This is a genomic window from Dorea sp. OM07-5, assembly GCF_003481355.1.
In the GTDB taxonomy this organism is placed as follows: Bacteria; Bacillota; Clostridia; order Lachnospirales; family Lachnospiraceae; genus Dorea_D; species Dorea_D hominis.
Genome location: NZ_QUKZ01000001.1, coordinates 325,335 through 340,070, shown reverse-complemented (window position 1 = coordinate 340,070; position 14,736 = coordinate 325,335). Strand labels below are relative to the sequence as shown.

14 protein-coding genes and 1 tRNA gene are annotated in these 14,736 nt (G+C 44.3%); 5 read left to right on the top strand and 10 right to left on the bottom strand.

Annotation, left to right across the window (positions count from 1 at the left end; translation table 11 throughout):
• Nucleotides 1-60 precede the first annotated feature (60 nt).
• Nucleotides 61-2,136 carry an elongation factor G gene (locus DXC04_RS01670; protein ID WP_021859538.1) on the bottom strand — a complete coding sequence of 692 codons (2,076 nt, stop codon included), beginning with the start codon at nt 2,134-2,136 and terminating at the stop codon, nt 61-63.
• 227 nt (nt 2,137-2,363) lie between these two features.
• Here DXC04_RS01670 and DXC04_RS01665 point away from each other — a divergent pair, with 227 nt between their 5' ends.
• From DXC04_RS01665 to DXC04_RS01645, 5 genes are all read left to right on the top strand, one after another.
• Nucleotides 2,364-3,461, top strand: coding sequence for a prephenate dehydrogenase (locus DXC04_RS01665; RefSeq protein ID WP_118659649.1), 1,098 nt, complete (start codon nt 2,364-2,366; stop codon nt 3,459-3,461).
• Nucleotides 3,451-4,770, top strand: coding sequence for a 3-phosphoshikimate 1-carboxyvinyltransferase (gene aroA, locus DXC04_RS01660; protein ID WP_118659647.1), 1,320 nt, complete (start codon nt 3,451-3,453; stop codon nt 4,768-4,770). The genes DXC04_RS01665 and aroA overlap by 11 nt, the downstream gene beginning before the upstream one ends.
• Before the next feature lie 246 nt (nt 4,771-5,016).
• Nucleotides 5,017-6,840 (top strand): indolepyruvate ferredoxin oxidoreductase subunit alpha, encoded by a 1,824-nt coding sequence (gene iorA / locus DXC04_RS01655; RefSeq protein ID WP_118659645.1) that lies wholly within the window; start codon nt 5,017-5,019, stop codon nt 6,838-6,840.
• The gene (locus tag DXC04_RS01650; RefSeq protein WP_021860777.1) at nt 6,833-7,405 is read left to right on the top strand and encodes an indolepyruvate oxidoreductase subunit beta; all 573 of its coding nucleotides are present in this window, start codon (nt 6,833-6,835) and stop codon (nt 7,403-7,405) included. Before iorA ends, DXC04_RS01650 begins: the two co-directional genes overlap by 8 nt.
• Nucleotides 7,406-7,449: 44 nt before the next feature.
• Entirely contained in the window at nt 7,450-8,685 is a 1,236-nt protein-coding gene (locus DXC04_RS01645; RefSeq protein ID WP_118659643.1) for a phenylacetate--CoA ligase family protein, read from the top strand.
• A 134-nt stretch (nt 8,686-8,819) separates the two neighbouring features.
• Here DXC04_RS01645 and DXC04_RS01640 read toward each other — a convergent pair.
• The 9 genes from DXC04_RS01640 to DXC04_RS01600 all read right to left on the bottom strand — a co-directional run bounded on the left by DXC04_RS01640 (nt 8,820) and on the right by DXC04_RS01600 (nt 14,697).
• Nucleotides 8,820-8,890: transfer RNA gene (locus tag DXC04_RS01640), tRNA-Gly, on the bottom strand.
• A gap of 123 nt (nt 8,891-9,013) precedes the next feature.
• On the bottom strand, nt 9,014-9,610 hold the full coding sequence (locus DXC04_RS01635) for a histidine phosphatase family protein (protein ID WP_118520854.1): 597 nt from the start codon (nt 9,608-9,610) through the stop codon (nt 9,014-9,016).
• Nucleotides 9,607-9,993 carry a bifunctional adenosylcobinamide kinase/adenosylcobinamide-phosphate guanylyltransferase gene (locus DXC04_RS01630; RefSeq protein ID WP_021860780.1) on the bottom strand — a complete coding sequence of 129 codons (387 nt, stop codon included), beginning with the start codon at nt 9,991-9,993 and terminating at the stop codon, nt 9,607-9,609. Before DXC04_RS01630 ends, DXC04_RS01635 begins: the two co-directional genes overlap by 4 nt.
• A gap of 101 nt (nt 9,994-10,094) precedes the next feature.
• On the bottom strand, nt 10,095-10,871 hold the full coding sequence (locus tag DXC04_RS01625; protein WP_118520856.1) for an adenosylcobinamide-GDP ribazoletransferase: 777 nt from the start codon (nt 10,869-10,871) through the stop codon (nt 10,095-10,097).
• A complete protein-coding gene (locus DXC04_RS01620) occupies nt 10,872-11,432 on the bottom strand; it encodes a bifunctional adenosylcobinamide kinase/adenosylcobinamide-phosphate guanylyltransferase (RefSeq protein ID WP_118520858.1) in 561 nt (186 codons plus the stop codon).
• Nucleotides 11,420-12,583: a nicotinate-nucleotide--dimethylbenzimidazole phosphoribosyltransferase gene (gene cobT / locus DXC04_RS01615; protein WP_199671995.1), complete on the bottom strand. Its 1,164-nt coding sequence runs from the start codon at nt 12,581-12,583 to the stop codon at nt 11,420-11,422. The genes DXC04_RS01620 and cobT overlap by 13 nt, the downstream gene beginning before the upstream one ends.
• Nucleotides 12,584-12,654: 71 nt before the next feature.
• The gene (locus tag DXC04_RS01610) at nt 12,655-12,891 is read right to left on the bottom strand and encodes a putative signal transducing protein (protein ID WP_021860784.1); all 237 of its coding nucleotides are present in this window, start codon (nt 12,889-12,891) and stop codon (nt 12,655-12,657) included.
• Between the two features lie 13 nt (nt 12,892-12,904).
• The gene (locus DXC04_RS01605; protein ID WP_021860785.1) at nt 12,905-13,351 is read right to left on the bottom strand and encodes a hypothetical protein; all 447 of its coding nucleotides are present in this window, start codon (nt 13,349-13,351) and stop codon (nt 12,905-12,907) included.
• 14 nt (nt 13,352-13,365) lie between these two features.
• On the bottom strand, nt 13,366-14,697 hold the full coding sequence (locus DXC04_RS01600; protein ID WP_117536738.1) for a phenylacetate--CoA ligase family protein: 1,332 nt from the start codon (nt 14,695-14,697) through the stop codon (nt 13,366-13,368).
• Between the last annotated feature and the right edge of the window lie 39 nt (nt 14,698-14,736).

Here is a 14,736-nt window from a genome sequence, read left to right as displayed (position 1 = left end):
GAAAAAAAGCCCTTCCCAGAGCTTTTTTTCTTATTTCATAATCTAATTTTTATCAAAGATTTATTCTTCTGCTGTTCTCTTTGCAATCTCTGCTTCCTGAATGTCTGAAGGAGCCTGCTCATAACGTGCAAATTCATAAGAATAATTGCCACGTCCACCGGTCATGGAACGAAGTGTTGTGCAGTATCCGAACATACCTGTCATCGGAACATCAGCGATAATCTCCTGATATCCGCCACTTAATGGATTCATACCAAGCACACGACCTCTTCTCTTATTCAGATCACCCATAATATCTCCGGTATAATCATCCGGAACTGTAACTTTCACAGAAGCGATTGGCTCTAAAAGAACCGGTCCGGCTTCCATGAAGCCTTTCTTAAATGCCTGGATCGTTGCTGTCTTGAATGCCATCTCAGAAGAATCTACCGGATGGTAAGATCCATCATACAGAACTGCTTTCACACCTACAACCGGATATCCTGCCAGAGGCCCTTTAAGTACAGATTCCTGAAGACCTTTTTCAACTGCCGGGAAGTAGTTCTTCGGAACAGCTCCGCCCACAACTTCTTCTTCGAATACATAAGGTGTCTCCTGATCTCCGGATGGTTCGAATCTCATCTTGACATGTCCATACTGTCCATGTCCGCCGGACTGTTTTTTATACTTCGTATCTACGTCTGATTTCTTCTTAATTGTCTCACGGAATGCCACTTTCGGTGTCTCCAGTGTGATCTCACATTTGTATCTTGCAGCAAGTTTGCTTGCCGTCACTTCCAGATGCTGGTCACCCATACCATAGATCAGTGTCTGACGGTTCTCACTGTCGTTAACACTCTTAAGTGTCACATCTTCTGCCATCATCTTCTGTAGCGCCTGAGATACTTTATCCTCATCGCCTTTGTTCTTAACAACATATTTCATATATGTATATGGTTTGGAATATTCTGTTTTTCCAAACATCAGCGGCGTTGTCTTTGCTGAAAGTGTATCACCGGTCTTTGTATTGGCAAGTTTGGCGATCGCACCGATATCACCTGCAAATAATTCGCTGACTTCTACCGGTTTGTTGCCTGACATTGTATAAATCTTGCCAAGTTTGGCTTCTGCTTCGGACTCTGCATTGTAGAGCACATCATCCCCCTTTAATACACCGGAGCATACTTTTACGAAAGAATATTTTCCGATAAACGGATCTACCATAGTTTTGAAGACATATGCGGATTTTGCTTTTGCGAAATCATAATCTGCTTCATAGATCTCGTTCGTCTTACGGTTAATGCCGGCGCATTTTCTGCTGTCCGGGCTTGGGAAGAATCTTACAATATCTGAAAGGAGGTTTGCAACTCCCTGTGCCTGGATATTCGATCCCATAGCAACCGGAACGATATCTCCGTCCATAACTTCTGTTCTCATTGCAGAACGAATCTCCTCTACAGAAAACTCTTCTCCTGCAAAATAACGCTCCATAAACTCATCACTTGTCTCCGCAACTGCTTCTAACAGTTTCTCACGGTAGATCTCCAGGTTTGGTTTACAGTAATCCGGGATCTCGCACTCTTCTCTCTCTCCGATACCAGTATAACGTCTTCCTGCATTCTTAATAATATTAACGTAACCAACTAACTTCTCATTCTCACGGATTGGCTGGAAATGCGGTGCAATCACTTTACCATACTTATCTGTCAGATCCTGTACTACCTGACGGAAACTTGCATCATCCACGTCCATCTCTGTAACATATACCATACGAGGCAGATTATATTTGTCACATAATTCCCATGCTTTCTCTGTTCCAACCTCAACACCTGCTTTTCCAGAAACAACGATAACTGCTGCATCTGCTGCACTGACTGCTTCTTCTACTTCTCCGACAAAGTCAAAATATCCCGGTGTATCGAGAACATTGATCTTCGCTTTCTCCCATTCGATCGGTACCAGTGATGTGCTGATTGAGAACTGTCTCTTCTGTTCCTCTTTATCAAAATCACTGATCATATTACCGTCTGCAACTTTTCCCATACGAGTAGTTGCCCCTGATACATAGGCCATGGCTTCCACAAGACTTGTCTTACCGCTTCCTCCATGTCCTAATAGAACAACATTTCTAATCTCATCCGTCCTGTATACTTTCATATTAAGCTGCCTCCTTACTATAGTAAATTATCATGGGTATATTGTACTAAATTTTCTGACTAATTACAACTCTTTTATACATTTTTTACAATTTTCTTTCTTTACTTTTTCGCTTTAAAGCATCATAGCATTGACAAACACCAAAAAAGAAAATATAATAAATTTCAGAAGTTTCAAAGCCTGTTTTTTCAATCCAATAACAGGCTTTATCTATGGAAGGAGTTACTATGGACAAACAGAAAATCGGATTCATCGGTCTTGGTCTGATCGGTGGTTCTATTGCGAAAGCGATACGCCAGTATTTCCCGGATTACGAGATCGTTGCATTCGACAAAAATAAAGAAGCGCTGGCACTCGCTACACAGGAATCTGTGATCGACGTTGCAGCGACTACGATTGATGATAATTTCTATCACTGTTCTTACATATTTTTATGTGCACCGGTTTCTTTTAACAGTGCATATCTGAAGCAGCTTACCTGCTATATGCATGAGGACTGTATTCTTACAGATGTTGGAAGTGTGAAAACAAACATCCACGAAGAGGCAGAAACTCTGGGGCTTGGTAAATATTTTATCGGAGGACATCCTATGGCAGGTTCCGAGAAGAGCGGTTACAGCAATTCCAAAGCAATGCTCATTGAAAATGCTTACTATGTGCTGACACCATCTGTAGAAGTTTCCGATGAAAAGGTAGCGCGCTATGAATCATTTGTCACTGCACTGAAGGCACTGCCGGTAATTCTGGACTATAAAAAACACGATTACGTAACCGGTACGATCAGTCATCTGCCGCACATTATTGCAGCAAGTCTTGTCAACTTTGTAAAAGATACCGATACGAAAGACGAACTGATGAAGCATCTTGCCGCCGGAGGATTCAAAGATATCACAAGAATCGCCTCTTCCTCTCCGACAATGTGGCAGAATATCTGCACACAGAACAAGGAGAATATCAGCCAGATCCTTGACTCCTATATTGAAACACTTACAAAAGCAAAAGAACTGGTAGACGCCGGAGACGAACAAGGTGTTTACAATCTTTTTGATTCTTCCCGTACTTACCGGAACTCGATCAGTGAAACATCGGCAGGTCCGATCAAGAAAAATTTTGCCGTTTACTGTGACATCATTGATGAAGCAGGTGGAATCGCAGCAATTGCAACTATCCTTGCTTCCAATAATCTCAGTATTAAAAATATCGGCATTGTACACAACAGAGAATTTGAAGAGGGGGTTCTGCGTATAGAGTTCTACGATGCGGCTTCACAGGAAAAAGCCGGCGCACTCTTGCAGAAATTCAGGTATATTGTTTATGAGCGTTAAAGAAATCTATCCAGTAAAAGGTTTAAGAGGCGAAGTTACGATTCCGGGCGACAAATCGATCTCCCATCGTTCCATCATGTTAGGAGCAATCTCTCTTGGCACAACAGAGATCACACATTTTCTGAAGGGAGCCGACTGTCTGTCAACCATCGACTGTTTCCGGAAGATGGGCATTGAAATAGAAGAAACACCACAGAGTATCCTTGTCCACGGCAAAGGACTTCACGGTCTGTCTGCACCTGCCGACATTCTGAACGTCGGAAACAGCGGTACAACAACCCGGTTGATGTCCGGTATTCTTGCCGGACAAAATTTTGCTTCTGTTATGTCCGGTGATGATTCTTTAAATTCCAGACCAATGGGAAGAATTATGACTCCGTTAAATCTGATGGGGGCAAATGTTACGAGTATAGGCGGAAATAATTGTGCTCCGCTTCGCATCACACCGGGGAAGATTCACGCAATCTCCTATACATCACCGGTTGCCTCTGCGCAGGTAAAATCCGCAGTTCTTCTTGCCGGGCTTTACGGTGACGGTACTACTTCGGTGACAGAACCGGCGCTTTCCCGAAACCATACAGAACTGATGTTACAAAGTTTCGGCGCTGAAGTCGCTTCTACTATGCACCCGGACGGAAATGCAACTGCCAGCGTAGAACCATGTGAACAGCTTTACGGACAGAAGATCTGTGTGCCGGGTGACATTTCTTCCGCTGCATATTTTATCGCTGCAGGGCTTCTCATTCCAGACAGTGAACTGCTTGTAAAGAATGTCGGCACGAATCTTACCCGCGCCGGATTTTTAGAAGTCTGCAAAGGCATGGGCGCTGATATCACACTGTTAAACCAGACTTACGAGGGCGGCGAAGGCCGTGCTGATGTGCTTGTCCGCACCAGCCATTTAAAAGGCACTACTATTGAAGGAAATCTGATTCCGACGCTGATCGATGAGATTCCGATTCTTGCAGTTATGGCATCACAGGCGGAAGGCCCAACCATCATCAAAGATGCTGCTGAATTGAAAGTAAAAGAAACGAACCGTATCGATACTGTTACAGAAGGTCTCCGTGCGATGGGCGCCACTATTACTCCGACGGAAGACGGCATGATCATTCAGGGTTCCAGCCCGCAAAGCGGTGGACAGCCATTAAAAGGCGCTAAGATTAACAGTTATCTTGATCACCGGATTGCCATGTCATTTGCAGTTGCCGGGTTAACCGCAGACGGTACAACACAGATCCTGGACAGCCAGTGCGTGGATGTGTCTTATCCTGACTTCTTCCAGTCGCTGGAAAACTGTATGGAATAAAAAGAATATGCCACCGGCAGCTTCTTATCTATTATATCTTGCAGCAAAATGCTATAACAACACTATAAGCACAGCCATCATGACTGTGCTTTTTCTGATGCACATACATTGTTACAAAAGCGTCCGATCTCGCTTATGATTTGAATATTTATACAACCCTTTGTATGAATTTCATTGAATTTCACTTCAAAACAGACTATACTTATTTTTAATTATTACTATTTTTAACGAACTTGAGGTGAGATCATGCATAAAGAATTTTTAATGGGAAATGCAGCGATTGCACTTGGTGCTGTTGCTTCCGGTGTCAATGTTGTTGCCGGATATCCCGGAACTCCATCCACGGAAGTTCTTGAAACAATTGCCAAACACCGTCCGGATGATGTCTATGTCGAATGGTCGGTTAATGAAAAAGCAGCAATGGAGCTAGCCGCAGGCGCCTCCTACAGTGGCGCAAGAACACTCGTCACAATGAAACAGGTTGGTTTAAATGTTGCTTCCGATCCTCTGATGAGTCTGGAATACATCGGAGTTAAGGGCGGTATGGTAATTCTTGTCGCCGACGATCCAGGACCGATTTCCTCGCAGACAGAGCAGGATACCAGACATTTCGCAGCGTTTTCCAAACTACCTTGTTTTGATCCGTCTTCTGCACAGGAAGCATATGAGATGATTCAGGAAGCGTATGAATACTCTGAAAAATATAACACTCCTGTATTTTTGCGCCCGACTACCCGCGTCTGTCACGGCTATGCTTCTGTATCTGTCAAAGATCCGGAAGAATATACTGTACATACGCCGGAAGGCTTTGTCAAAGACTCAAAGCGTTGGGTTATTTTCCCACGGCTTTCTTACCAGAATCATCAGCAGATAGAAGCCAGAAATGTTGAATTAGCAGATATATTTTCTTCCTATGAGAAAAATAAAATCTATCCTGCCTGTGACACTTTTGCAGACAGCAGGAAAGGAATCGTATCCGGCGGTATCAGTTTTACTTATGCGATGGAAACACTGATTGAAACCGGTATGGTCCGCCATTTGAAGATTTCGACTCCGCATCCTTTTCCGGAAAAGCTGGCAGCCCAGTTCTTAGACGGACTCGACGAAGTACTCTGTCTGGAAGAATTAGATCCTGTCATTGAGCGGGAGCTTACTTATATTTGTGGAAAATATCACCTTCCGGTAAAAATTCTCGGAAAACTGACACACAATACTGCCAACGCCGGAGAAAATACAAGAGACAGCGTAGATACCTATATCCGCACATTTCTTGATCTTCCGGTAAAGGAACAGCAAAAACTTACAGATGTCCCTCCACTTCCGGTACGTCCGCCGGTTCTGTGTGCAGGATGTCCGCACCGTGCTTCTTTCTACGCAGTAAAAAAAGCAATGCAGGGTCGCAAGACTATTTTCTGTGGTGATATTGGCTGTTATACACTCGGCAATGCCAGGCCACTTGATATGGTAGATACCTGTCTCTGCATGGGTGCAGGTCTGAATATCGCACAGGGTGTGGAAAAAATTGAACCGGATACTGCCTGCTTTGCATTTGTCGGAGATTCTACGTTTTTCGCTTCTGCGATCACCGGAGTTGTCAATGCGGTCTATAATCAGGCGAATATGACACTTGTTGTTCTGGATAATTCAACCACTGCCATGACCGGACACCAGCCGCATCCCGGTACCGGCCGCACTGTTATGGGCGAAATCGTCCAGAAAATCAATATCGAACAGGTTCTTCGCGGTATCGGCGTGCAGGATGTAGAAACAGTAAATCCACTGGATCACGAGGCGGCTGTCTCCTGCGTAAAAGAGCTCGCAGATAAGCCGGGTGTAAAAGCGATCATTTTCAAATCGCCATGCATTGCTGTCACAAAACCGGGCACCCCGATGCATGTAGATATTTCCTCCTGCATCCATTGCAAGAAATGCATCCGGGAATTGGGATGTCCTGCAATCATTACAAAAGACGGAAATGTTTCCATTGATTCATCTATGTGCACCGGCTGTGGACTTTGCAGTCAGATCTGTCCGGTTCATGCGATCAAAGGAGGTAAACAGCATGATTAAAAATATTGTACTCTGCGGTGTTGGCGGACAGGGTACCGTCCTTGCATCCAAACTTCTTGCTGCCGCAGCTATGGAACAGAATATTCCGGTTATGAGTGCCGAAACGATCGGTATGGCGCAGCGTGGCGGAAGTGTATTCAGCCATGTGCGTATCGGTGAAGGGCTCTATTCCCCGATGATCGCCGCCGGAACTGCCGATCTGATCATTGGATTTGAACCGGGCGAAACGGTCCGTATGCTTCCATACTTAAAAGAAGGTGGTCATGTTGTTGTAAGCACTCGCGCGATCAAGCCGGTAACTGCAACACTTTCAGAAAGCAATTATGATTCCGAACCAATGCTTGAATATTTAAAACAAAACGTTCCGAATCTTACACTGATCGATGCTGACAAAGCCTGTGCGGAAATCGGTTCATCCAAAGTCCTGAACATGATTCTCCTTGGAACTGCACTTCGTACCGGTGTACTTGACTTCAACTTAGAAGACATCGAACATGTAATGCTCCGGACACTTCCGGAAAAATTCCACGCCATGAACCTTCAGGCATTAAATTATACAAAATAACCGGATATGAAACATTTCATTTACATAACAGAAAGGACAGACCTATGAAAATTACAGAAACACAAATTGCACAGGTAAACGGACAGATTCAGGCTCTTATCAAAGCCGAGAGTTTCTATGGAAAGAAACTGAACGAAGCCGGTGTTTCAAGCATTTCCAGTGCGGAAGATTTCCAGAAGCTTCCATTTTCCGAGAAAAGTGACTTAAGAAATGCCTATCCACTCGGACTTATGACTGCACCGGAGGAGAAGATCGTCCGCATCCACTCTTCTTCCGGAACAACCGGACTTCCGGTCATCATCCCGTATACAGCCAAAGACGTAGACGACTGGGCGATTATGTTCAAACGTTGCTACAAAATGACTGGTATGACAAATATGGATCGTATCCAGATTACCCCGGGATACGGACTGTGGACTGCCGGAATCGGTTTTCAGGCAGGCGCTGAGAAATTAGGTTCTATGGTCATTCCTATGGGACCTGGTAATACCGACAAACAATTACAGATGATGATGGACATGAAAACGACAGTCCTTGGTTCTACTTCTTCTTATGCATTGCTTCTCGCAGAAGAGATTAAACGTCGCGGTATCAAAGATAAGATTCATCTGAAGAAAGGTATCATCGGTTCTGAAAGATGGGGCGAAAAGATGCGGAAACGTATCTCCGAAGAACTCGGCATCGAGCTGTATGATATTTACGGACTAACAGAAATCTACGGTCCGGGAATCGGTATCAGCTGCTCACATGACTGCGGTATGCATTACTGGGATGATTATATTTACATTGAAATCATTGATCCTGTAACAGGTGAAGTTCTTCCGGACGGCGAACTCGGTGAGATCGTAATCACTACTCTTGTAAAAGAGGGCGCACCACTGATCCGTTATCGTACACATGATCTTTCCCGCATTATTCCGGGTGAATGCCCTTGTGGAAGCAAATTTCCGCGTCTGGATACGATCATGGGACGTACTGACGACATGATGAAGATCAAAGGTGTAAATGTATTCCCAAGCCAGATTGAAGAGATTCTGAAAGAGTTCAAGGAAGTATCCAGCGAATATCAGATCCGCATCTCTCATCTGGACGGCAAAGACACAATGCGTATCTACGTCGAGACAAACGGAACCGTTGATTTCCTTGATCTTGCAGACCGCATTGCTACACGTGTAAAGAGCAAGATCGGATTTACTCCGCTTGTAAAAGTTGTGGAAATCGGTCTTCTTCCGAGAAGTGAGAAGAAAACGAAACGTGTAATTGACGAACGTTATGAATAAATAATATTTTATAGCACGAAAAGCCTGCTCTTTAACAGGCTATGAAAACTCAAAAAAAGAGCAGAATTATTACAAAGTGAGGATTCACATAAGTAATGATTCTGCTCTTTTGCTTGGTTCATCATATATAAAAAAGCGGGTGATGGGAATCGAACCCACGTATCCAGCTTGGAAGGCTGGTGTTCTACCATTGAACTACACCCGCATTTATTTTTGTTGCTCTCTGCAACGAAAATTATGATATCATAGATTCTTATAAATTGCAACTATTTTTTCAATTTTTCAAATTATTTTTTCAATTGAGTTTTCAGCTTTCAACCAGATTTTTTCACTCTGTTTTTTTATCAAAGCTACACTTCCTGTAATTACACTGGTTATTTTCCGTCTTGCTTTTCAGATTCAGCACATAGCCTTCCCCATTTTTCACCTGGAAATCATAGTACTGCCCCTGCGGTCTTGCATATTTCTCCATCACGTTCATGATCGTTCCACCATGTACGACAAATGCAATCTGTGAAGCATGCTCCTTTTCCGCGATTTTCAATGCGGTCTCGATTCCACGGATACAGCGGCCGCGTACTTCTTTCCTGCTCTCTCCGCCCGGAAATGGCAATGTACCGCCGCTGTCAATCCAGGCCTGATATCTGACATCACCGGACAATTCTTTATATGTGTGGCCTTCAAATGCACCGAAATCGCTCTCTCTTAATTCTTCTATGCATTGATACTGCTGCCCCGGATAAATCGTTTCTGCGGTCTGCATACAGCGTTTCATGGGACTGGTAAACACCATCTCCACCTGCGGGTACTGGTATTTCTTCAAGTTTTCTCTTCCAGCCTCGCACAAAGGCTCATCTGTCCTTCCGATATAGCGCTCTTCCAGATTTCCTTTTGTCTTTCCATGTCGTATCAGATAGATTTTCATCCTTTGATCACCGTTCCTATCCCACAGATTACCCTGTGCACTTCTTTTGCTTCTGCCGCAATCTGCGTGCATACCCTACCATGCGTCTCTCTATATTCTCTGTAAAATGCATCTGTCGGAACGATTCCATATCCAATTTCATCTGTGATCAACACTATCTCTGAATTTTCACACTTTAACTTTTCCACTATTTTTAAAAGTTCCGGAAGCTTTTTCCCCTCACGCATCCGATTTTCAATATAACTGTGGAAATGATCCATTCCCTGACATGCAAAGATTGTCTCTTCTGCGCATGATATTCCATCTACAAAATCTATGCCAGGGTACATCTGTTTTGCATAATTTCGTTTTCCATGATAGGCTCCGCCTGTTATTAATATCATTTTTCTCTCCTGTTATTCTCCACCAAAACCTGCCACTAACAACCTTCTCCAAACGCTATTGCAACCCATAGGACTTCGCGTGCTTTTGCCGCTGGCATCATCTACACACTCGTCACAATTACCGCTGCCATTGCAATTCCAAGTTCACAGATCTGCAGAAAATACCCTGCCAGATCTCCGGTAACTCCGCCAAATTTTGCACATGCCATATGATAATAATACAAAAAAAGAAGTCCTGCAACAATCACGCAGCAAAGCCCTGCTCCTCTTCCTGCCCATAACAATGCTACAATTTCCAGCACCAGATAGATGATCAATACACGAAAGGTTCTTCTCTTATCTGCACGCTCGGCAAATACTGCAACCAGACCGTTTTTCCTTGCCTGAGGAAACCGAAGTACGGATATGCCGCTTAGTGTCCGGGATAGTATGAATCCCATCCCGATCAGCCGCATGCTCTCCTCTGTCACGCCGGAATATATGCCAAGACTCAAGATGAAATAAACGCAGCCGGACAGGATTGCAAATGCTCCTGCATGGGGATCTTTAAGGATTTCCAGACGCTTCTCTTCCGATTGCCAGGAGCTTAATGCATCCTGCGTATCCAGAAATCCATCCATGTGGATACCACCACTGATCAAAACCGGTAACACCGTCAGTACTGCCGGAAAGAACAGGCTGCCAAATGAGATTTCTCTTTCTTTTAACAGATCTGCAAACAACACGACCAGATAGGAGATGCCGCCTGTCACAGCTCCCACCCAAGGAAAAAAACACATAGCATAGGACATATTTTCTTCCGTCCACTCGCTTTGTGGCATTGGTATTTTACTGTACATTGCAAATGCAATTTTAAAACTGTTCCATAATTTCTTCATCTATTTTATCTCCACCGGAATCCCATATACGACTTCCGTTACTTTCTCTGCAAGTCCGGCAAGGCTCTGGTTTACTTCCCCCAGTACTCGCTGGTAAATCTTCGTCTCTCCGCTGTATTCCATCTGATCTCCCTGAACTTCATTTGTAACGATGACAAGTAAATCCGTCTTTTCTATCACATGCCGGATTCCTTCCAGTATCTGTCTTTTTACTTTTTCAGGTTTATTCATGTTTCCTGCTTCGTCATACAGCTCATTTGCCGTCAGATTCGACATGCACTCTAACAGAATCCCCGTATTTACCGGAATGTCTGCTTTCGCAAGATCCCGGTAACATTCAAATGTCCGGAATCCTTTTCCCGCGCGCAGTCTCCTGTGTCTTATAACTTTTGTTTCCCCTTCTTTTCCATATGGAATCATCGTCGCAATATAGAGTGGCGCAGACGGATTCGTATTTTCGCTATTTTCATCATACAGATTTTTCTCGCGTTGTTCAAGCAGCCAGTTTTCTGCATAGGCTGATTTTCCACTTCCGCTTCCTCCGGTAATTACATGCAACATGGCGTTCCTCCTATATTTGCTTCTGTTTTTTCCGGAGAATCCTTTGCCGGATTTTCTTTCGTATAATCCTTGTAGTCCTCAATCTGATTCTCTGCAAATGTGCTCATTTCCTGATACACGGATAATCCAAGTTCCAGAACCGGTAAATATGCGACTGCTCCGGTTCCTTCTCCTAAACACATACCGAGATTCATGCCGTGGACATCACTGGCTTTTTCCGTTGTCAGCTCTCGCAATACCATCCCGGCCCCCGGTTCTTTTGATACGTGTGAAATCAACAGATAGTCTTTTACAGCCAGACACAGGTGCACAGCAAGAAGCGCCGCCACATCCGAAATAAATCCATCCAGCATGACAGGAATATGCTCAATTGCACCACCAAGGCAGATGCCTGCCATTCCTGCAATGTCCAGCCCTCCCACTTTTGCAAGTACATCCACCGGGTCATCTGCCCGCGGATGATGTTTTTCAATTCCCGTACAGATTGCCTGTATCTTCTTTTGCAGACCGCTGTCGTCAAGCCCGGCGCCACGACCTGTCAGTTCTTCCGGTTCTTTTCCAAGAAGCACAGATGCCACAGCACTGCTTGTCGTTGTATTGCCAATCCCCATCTCACCGATACAGAGGATCTGATAGCCTTCCTTTTTCTTATCCCGGGCAATCTGTATTCCGGTCAGGATGGCACGCACTGCTTCTCCTCTCGTCATTGCCGGTTCTTTTACGAAATTTGCTGTTCCATAGCGGATCTTAACATCTGGGACTTTTGTATCTGTAACCATGCCAATGTCAACCGGAAAGAGATCCACACCAGCCTGTCTGCACATGATCGCAGCGCTTGTATTGCCGGTCAGAAAATTTTCAGCAACAATGGCGGTCACTTCCTGTCCCGTCTGTGTGACACCTTCTTCAACTACACCATTATCCGCACACATCACAAGTAATGCTTTTTTGTCCAGATGTACATTCGGATCACCGGTCATCCCTGCAATCTGGATGATGTCTTTTTCCAGTTTTCCAAGGCTGTGCAACGGCTTTGCGATTGAATTCCAGCGCTTCAGTGCGGTTTCTGCCACACATGGATCCGCCGGATGGATTGCTATGAGCATTTTCTGCAATTCTTTCTCAAGATTATTTCCCTTTTCTGCTTTCATTTTTCTTTCTCCAATGTCTCTGTCACACGCGAAAATGGAGGTCCTGCCGTAAGACATCCCTCCATTTTCTTTTATTCCTCTTCTAAAAATCCTATCGCAATCAGAACTTCTCTTGCTTTCTCTTTGCTCTCTTTCGGTACATAGATCTCTTCCCCGCTCATGGAGTTGGTTCCGTAAATATTCAGAAGACCGGCATTTCCAAGTTCTTTTCTGAGTGCCGGAATCTGCTGATTCTCCAGCGCACCAACTGCCATCTCTGCCTGGATATGATCATACGCTGTATAGATCTTTACTAAATCATTTTCCATAATCAACGACTCCTTAACTGTCAGTTGCGTGGTAAGCTTCATCTGCGCTGTATACGTCGAATCCACTGCCTTTCAGAATATCGATCACGCGTCCCGGATCGTCACTCTTTAATACTGCTGCCGCATCCACACCATTTGCGAACGCATACATATATTCGATGTTGACTTCTCCTTCCACGATCTGGTGCATCGCTTTTGCAAGTGATCCTGTCTCGTGCGGTACACGAAGCGCCACAACATCTGTAAGCATTGCTGTGATTCCTGCTTCTTTTAAAGCTGCACGTCCTTTGTGCGGATCCGATGTGATCATACGAAGCATACCATAATCGGATGTATCTGCAAGACTCAGTGCAACGATATTGACATCATTTTCTGCAAGGACACGTAGCACTTCGTCCATACGTCCTTCGCGGTTTTCCAGAAATACTGATAACTGCTGGATTGTATTACTGATTCCCATATTGTCCCCTCCTTTTACATCTCTCTGTTGTCAATGACACGTTTTGCTTTTCCTTCACTTCTCTGGATGGTCTTTGGCTCAACCAGTTTAACTCTGACTGCAACGCCCAGTGCCTGTTTTAAGACTGCACCGACTTTTGCTTTTAGTTCGTCCAATTTACGAATCTCATCAGAGAAGTATTTCTCATCTACTTCTACCATAACTGTAAGAACGTCCAGATTATTCTCGCGGTCTACGATCAGAATATAGTGTGGAGCTACACCGCCACCAATGGACAGAAGCGCGGTCTCAACCTGTGTCGGAAATACGTTAACACCACGGATAACTTTCATGTCATCGGTACGTCCTTTGAACTTCTGGATTCTAGGAAGTGTTCTTCCACATGCACAAGTGCTGTGATCAATGCTTGTAAGGTCTTTTGTACGGTAACGGAGTAATGGCATACCTTCTTTTGCAAGTGTTGTAAATACAAGTTCTCCTGTCTCTCCGTCTGCACATGCAGAATTATCTGCCGGATTCAGTACTTCCGGATAGAAGTAATCTTCATAAACATGCATACCATTATGATGGATACATTCTAACGCAACACCTGGTCCTGTGATTTCACATAATCCATAAATATCAAAACAGTTGACATTCAGCAGTTCTTCGATCTTGTGACGCATCTCTTCTGTCCAAGGCTCAGCTCCGTTGATTCCGACCTTTAATTGTAAACGATCCACAACTCCTGCTTCTCTTGCTGCTTCTGCAAGATATAATGCATAAGACGGTGTACATGCAAATGCAGTTGCTCCGAAATCCTCCATACACATGAGCTGTCTCTTTGTATTACCTGCTGACATCGGGATCGCCATAGCGCCTAATTTTCTTGCTCCGAAATCCAGTCCCATACCTCCGGTAAAAAGTCCGTATCCATAACAGATATGAAGTCTGTCTTCTGCGGTAAGTCCAGCCATCGTAAGACCTCTTGCCACACATTCACCCCAGACGTCTACGTCTTTCTGTGTATAAGATGCAAGTGTAAGCTTTCCGGTTGTTCCGGACGTTCCCTGCACTCTGACGATCTTATCCTGCGGAACTGCAAGCAGACCGAACGGATAATTATTTCTCAGATCTTCTTTTGTTGTAAATGGAAGCTTATTAATGTCCTCGATTCCTTTGATATCTCCCGGCAAAACTCCCATCTCATCCATCTTCTTACGATAAAATGAAACATGCTCATATACGTTTTCAACCTGTTTTATCAGTCTTTCACTCTGAAGTGCTGTCATCTCATCTCTGCTCATGCACTCGATTTTCGGATCTCTGATCTGTTCTTTCCAGTTTTCTAATGATACTGCTGCCATGTCGTGTTAACTCTCCTCCTTCGTACTTGTAAAATACCT

Coding starts and splice junctions, on each gene's coding strand:
- DXC04_RS01670 (WP_021859538.1), bottom strand. CDS start 2,136: ATGAAAGTATACAGGACGGATGAGATTAGAAATGTTGTTCTATTAGGA.
- DXC04_RS01665 (WP_118659649.1), top strand. CDS start 2,364: ATGGACAAACAGAAAATCGGATTCATCGGTCTTGGTCTGATCGGTGGT.
- aroA (WP_118659647.1), top strand. CDS start 3,451: ATGAGCGTTAAAGAAATCTATCCAGTAAAAGGTTTAAGAGGCGAAGTT.
- iorA (WP_118659645.1), top strand. CDS start 5,017: ATGCATAAAGAATTTTTAATGGGAAATGCAGCGATTGCACTTGGTGCT.
- DXC04_RS01650 (WP_021860777.1), top strand. CDS start 6,833: ATGATTAAAAATATTGTACTCTGCGGTGTTGGCGGACAGGGTACCGTC.
- DXC04_RS01645 (WP_118659643.1), top strand. CDS start 7,450: ATGAAAATTACAGAAACACAAATTGCACAGGTAAACGGACAGATTCAG.
- DXC04_RS01635 (WP_118520854.1), bottom strand. CDS start 9,610: ATGAAAATCTATCTGATACGACATGGAAAGACAAAAGGAAATCTGGAA.
- DXC04_RS01630 (WP_021860780.1), bottom strand. CDS start 9,993: ATGATATTAATAACAGGCGGAGCCTATCATGGAAAACGAAATTATGCA.
- DXC04_RS01625 (WP_118520856.1), bottom strand. CDS start 10,871: ATGAAGAAATTATGGAACAGTTTTAAAATTGCATTTGCAATGTACAGT.
- DXC04_RS01620 (WP_118520858.1), bottom strand. CDS start 11,432: ATGTTGCATGTAATTACCGGAGGAAGCGGAAGTGGAAAATCAGCCTAT.
- cobT (WP_199671995.1), bottom strand. CDS start 12,583: ATGAAAGCAGAAAAGGGAAATAATCTTGAGAAAGAATTGCAGAAAATG.
- DXC04_RS01610 (WP_021860784.1), bottom strand. CDS start 12,891: ATGGAAAATGATTTAGTAAAGATCTATACAGCGTATGATCATATCCAG.
- DXC04_RS01605 (WP_021860785.1), bottom strand. CDS start 13,351: ATGGGAATCAGTAATACAATCCAGCAGTTATCAGTATTTCTGGAAAAC.
- DXC04_RS01600 (WP_117536738.1), bottom strand. CDS start 14,697: ATGGCAGCAGTATCATTAGAAAACTGGAAAGAACAGATCAGAGATCCG.